The organism is Psychromonas arctica (genome assembly GCF_038155225.1).
Taxonomy (GTDB): Bacteria; Pseudomonadota; Gammaproteobacteria; order Enterobacterales; family Psychromonadaceae; genus Psychromonas; species Psychromonas arctica_B.
This window is the reverse complement of sequence record NZ_JBAKBA010000077.1, coordinates 1-4,979: the sequence shown is the minus strand read 5'-3', so window position 1 is coordinate 4,979 and position 4,979 is coordinate 1. Positions and strand designations below refer to the sequence as shown.

General features: G+C 33.4%; 4 protein-coding genes. 3 read left to right on the top strand and 1 reads right to left on the bottom strand.

The features are described 5' to 3' along the window. Window positions 1-53: 53 nt before the first annotated feature. Both V6255_RS17750 and V6255_RS17745 read left to right on the top strand, forming a co-directional pair. Entirely contained in the window at window positions 54-1,121 is a 1,068-nt protein-coding gene (locus V6255_RS17750) for a YHYH protein (protein ID WP_341629340.1), read from the top strand. 106 nt (window positions 1,122-1,227) lie between these two features. Then, the gene (locus V6255_RS17745; RefSeq protein WP_341629339.1) at window positions 1,228-1,743 is read left to right on the top strand and encodes a hypothetical protein; all 516 of its coding nucleotides are present in this window, start codon (window positions 1,228-1,230) and stop codon (window positions 1,741-1,743) included. 296 nt (window positions 1,744-2,039) lie between these two features. Here V6255_RS17745 and V6255_RS17740 read toward each other — a convergent pair whose 3' ends face one another. Next, window positions 2,040-2,540, bottom strand: a complete 501-nt coding sequence (locus V6255_RS17740) for an OmpA family protein (protein ID WP_160063466.1) — start codon at window positions 2,538-2,540, stop codon at window positions 2,040-2,042. A gap of 122 nt (window positions 2,541-2,662) precedes the next feature. Here V6255_RS17740 and V6255_RS17735 point away from each other — a divergent pair, with 122 nt between their 5' ends. Further along, window positions 2,663-4,150: a peptidoglycan-binding domain-containing protein gene (locus V6255_RS17735; RefSeq protein ID WP_341629338.1), complete on the top strand. Its 1,488-nt coding sequence runs from the start codon at window positions 2,663-2,665 to the stop codon at window positions 4,148-4,150. Window positions 4,151-4,979: the final 829 nt, after the last annotated feature.

Genomic DNA, 4,979 nt, shown 5'->3' with positions numbered 1-4,979 from the left:
ATATAATTAGTTAATAATTGAATATATTAGATCACATAATTAGGCGGAATGGTATGAGATATGTTCGTGTAGATGAAAAAAATAGCCTAAATCATGATATAGAACAGCTATCTACTAAAGGGGCATCTTCACAAAAGCTATCCATAAAGAATCCTCAAACAACCTTATCAACATCTAATGTTAATGCTGCTAGATGTGAAGCTATTGAAAATTCTATTAATGAAGCAGGGTTTGAAAAAGAAGTTTCTGTTACTTGTGACGATGATTATGATTATGCTTATGTCGTTTCTTCTACTTATCCTGATCATGATCATGAGTTAATGAGTGGCATTACAGGCACTAATGAACAAATACCTGTACCTGCAGAAGGTTATGCAGCACCCGTTAAATTAAATCCTAAAAAAGCCAAAGAAATTACTACCATTGATGCTGCAGTAGGTGTCGCTGTAAATGGTGTGCCTATATATGATTATTCAGCGCAAGGAGAATTAGATGTAAGTGAATATGATGCAAAACACGATACTTTAGCGCTTGGGCAATTAGATAATTGTGGTGGGCATTCAGGTCGTGGTGATGATTACCACTATCATGTTTCACCTACTTGTATGATCGATACAATGAAAAACCAAACGAGTAATGCAATTATTGGTTGGGCATACGATGGTTATCCATTGTATGGCGATAAAAATCCGGATGGTAGTGATATTAAACAAGGTGAGTTAGATGTCTGTAATGGGCAAACTGATGAAATCTTTGGCTATCGTTATCAAACATCATCAACTGCACCTTACATTATTCAATGTTTAGTGGGTGAAGTTGACACCAGTAAACTACCGAGAGTTTCTCCTTTAAGTGGTGATACACAAAAAATAAGAGCGGATCTTAAACCACCTGCTGGTGGCGTTGAAAACCTAAAATATACGACCTTGGAAAATGGTAGCCGAACGATGACTTATTCATATCAAGGGGAAGATTACTTTACGACTTATAGTCCATCAGTTACGGGTGAACATTGTTACGACTTTAAACAAAAAACAATCAGTAATGGAGGACAAATTCAGACGGGTACATTCTGTAGGGATTCTCAATTAAGTGACCATCAACCTGTTGTTACACATTAAAATAAAATATTCAAAAGTTCTTCTGATTCTTATTTAGAGGAACGATTGTTTAATTTCCCCAATAACTACTGAATATTCATCTTTGTAATGATGTAAGGCTATTAATATGTACCTATTAAATAATTTTAAATTTGCACTATTAGTGTTATTACTCGTTTGTGGAATGACGGTATTCAGTGCACCAATCAGAGCGCATGTTTTAAATGAAACAAGTGCTCAAGTCATTTTAAGAGACGGACAAGTTGAAGTGAAAATTGTTACCGATATGAACTATTTAGTCTCTAGATTACAAAATAATCAAGCTTGGTTAATGGGGGATATTGAGAAGGTAATGCCTGAAAACTTAAGTGACAACGAACAACAAAGTGTGATTAAAAAAACACTTAAGCAAGGCACTCATTTAATGCTCAATAATCAGATGATTAATTTTGAGAGAGTTACTTTGACCAATGATAGTGATCAACATAGTGTTGAAATTATTCTTCAAGCAAAGCCTCAATTTAAGGAAGTTGCTGAGATTTCTGTTTCATTCGATAAAAGTTTAGGCGTTGTACATGCTAGCTTTGTGAAACCTCGTTATCGTTTAGTCGGCTTAGGCGAGCGTGCCGATGTCTCTTTTTAAATGCGAACTAAGTAGAGAGTAAAGCTTATAGCCATTAGTTGTTATCTTTTGAGTGTTTTTGATTGGGCATTATTTTTTTTAATGAAAAAGAGAGGTAGTTGTTTGATATGAAGGGACTGGCATTTATAGCAATAAATATTAGATAGGTAGTTCTAATTTATTTTCGGAAATTATGACAAGAAGATTGTGATGACAGAGAAGTGTTGTAAAAAGTGTTATACAAAATATTTTTTATAAGATGTATAACACTAGTGTTTATTAGGCTTTTAAAATCAAGGATTAAAAGCTTAACTTAATTATTGTTCTTTATATTTGATACTAGCAATTCGAGTTTTTTCTGATGATGTATATTCAGATAACTCAGCAGCACTGTTAAATACTTCAGCGATTACTCGTCTATTTTTCTGAGCACCGATTTCAGTATTATTATCGTATAATGGTGAGCTTTCACCAAACCCGATAGCTTTAACCTGAGAAGGTTTAACGCCTAATTTAATTAATTCAGCTCTTACTTTAATTGCTCTATCAGAAGACAGTTTAGCATTGTAAGTTGCCGTAGCATATTTGCTTGTATGACCTTCGATTACTGCATAAAGATCAGTATCTTTAATAAATTTTGCAAATTCAGTTATTTCTTTTCTCTCATCGGCTGTCATGTATACAGTAGAATCATTTTTGAATTCAACATTCAAATTTGGAACCATAATACAGTCGCCAGTGCTCTCTTCAGCGTATAAATTACCAGCTAAAGCTAGGCTAAGGATCGAAGATGTGAATAGTACTTTAAGTGTTTTCAAATTAAACTCCATTTATAATTTTATAACATAGATGAACTATATCACGAAGATGGAATTAAATAGCTAATTAAAAGTTATTTTTGTGATAAAATACTCCGTATATTCAACGAAAGGGAAAAACAATGAAAAATAACTTTAAAATGTCGGCTATCGCAGCAACGGTTCTGCTTACTGTGACAGGGTGTTCAGTAACAGATTCTTCAAATGAAGCTTTAACGATGAAAAATCAAGAGATTCAAAAACTAAATGAAGAGCTGCAAGCAAAAAACACTAAAATTGCATCACTAAGTTCAATGACCGCTCCTGGAGCAACTGACCAATTTGCTGTTGGTAACTCTTTAATTCCACCTAATGCTAAAGCTGGCGAATGTTATGCAAAAGTATTAGTGCCTGCGGAATACAGAACAGATCCAATTCAACGTTTATTAAAAGAAGCACAATCTCAAATTGTTGTTACTCCTGCGACTTATAAAGTCGTTGAGAAAAAAGTAACAATTAGAGAAGCAAGCTCTAAACTAGTTCCTGTTGCTGCTACATACAAGCCAGCTAGCGAACGTATCATGGTTGAGCCTGAAAAAACTGAATTAGTTCCTGTTCCTGCGGTTTACAAAACAGTCACTGAAAGTGTTATGGTTGAGCCTGAAAAAACTGCGTTAGTTGCAGTTCCTGCGGTTTATAAAACTGTCACTGAAAGCATTATGGTTGAGCCTGAGAAAACAGCATTAGTAACAATGCCTGCTACTTACAAAACAACTAGTGAACGTATTATGGTTGAGCCTGAAAAAACTGAACTTGTTACGGTTCCAGCTACTTATAAAACTATTTCTAAGCAGGTACTAGTATCTCCTGCTCATACAGAATGGAAAAAAGGTCGCGGCGAAATTGAAAAAGTTGATAACTCAACTGGTGAGATTATGTGTCTAGTCGATGTGCCTGCTGTTTACAAAACGGTAACAACAACGGTATTAGATAAAGAAGCTTATACAAAAGAAGTTAAAACACCTGCTGTTTACAAAACTGTTAATACAAGAGCATTAGATAATGCACCAACTTCAAAAGCGGTTATTACTCCTGCTGTTTACAAAACAGTGACTAAGCAAGAGCTTGTATCGGCAGCTACAACAAAAGAAGTTAAAACACCTGCTGTTTTCGAAACAATTACGAAAAAAGAATTAGTGACTGCTGCTACTACTAGAGAAGTTAAAATTCCAGCTGTATACAAAACGGTAACCAGCAACGTATTGGCAACAGCAGCTTCAACTCGAGAAGTTAAAATTCCAGCAATATGTAAAATGGTTAAAACACGTGTTTTAGATATTCCTGCTAAAGAAACAAAAATAACTACCCCTGCGGTATATGAAACTTACGATACAACGGTAAAAACTGCTGAGTCGTACTTAAAATGGCAGGAAATTCTGTGTGAAACTAACACAACAGAAGATGTTGTTTCTAAATTACAAAGAGAGCTAAAAAGTAGAGATTACAAAATTACTCATGTTGATGGTGTTTACGGTGCAGAAACTCGTGCTGCTGTAAATGCATACCAAAAAGATGAGAAGTTAAATCAAGGTGCTCTAACATTAAAAACGTTAGAAACACTAGGTTTATAATCACTGCTTTATCTTTTGATTAAATAACTATTCATACCTACTTCCATATCGGAAGTAGGTATTTAATTTTCTCCTCTTAATACACTTCAAATTTACTAAATTAGCTGCTGATAACTACATATAAAAAAGCTGATTTATAAAGTGATTCTGTTTTTATTAGTCATAATAAATTCAAATGTTCATTTCTTTAATTCCGATGTGGATAAATACCAATCTGTTTAGCACATTAAAGTCACTTTTATTACTTTAGACTTTCCTAAATAGAAACCAGTATTAATCAATTTTAACTCTTCTAATTTAAATCCATCTGCAAAATAGAAATGCTGATAGTATTGATAAGTCTCAATGAGAACTTAAAGATAGTAGGATGTTTATACCAATCACACTAATTAACTGATCTATTTTACTGGTTAAAATAATTTATTTCTTCGTTGCAAATTTCGTAAAGGGAACGACCATTGAAGCATTAACATCTTTTAGTTCATTCTCGACAGAATAATTAATAAAGTTAATCTTCGAAAGGCCTTAATTTACGCCTTAAACTAAGTCATTTTTCCTGCGCAAAATTTAGATTATTTATTTAATGTAATCGGTATTAAGTGATTTTCTTCAGTGACTTTTAGTCATATTATTAAATAACCTCATTTCTGGTTAAGCAAATGGATGCAACATCATTATTTTCCTTGGACTACACAACACTAACGATTCTGTATGCTATTAAAACTTAACATATTGATATTAAATAGTATTACGTTTCCATTCCCCAGAAATCAGGTTATACCATTCCGCCTAATTATGTGATCTAATATATTCAATTATTAACTAATTA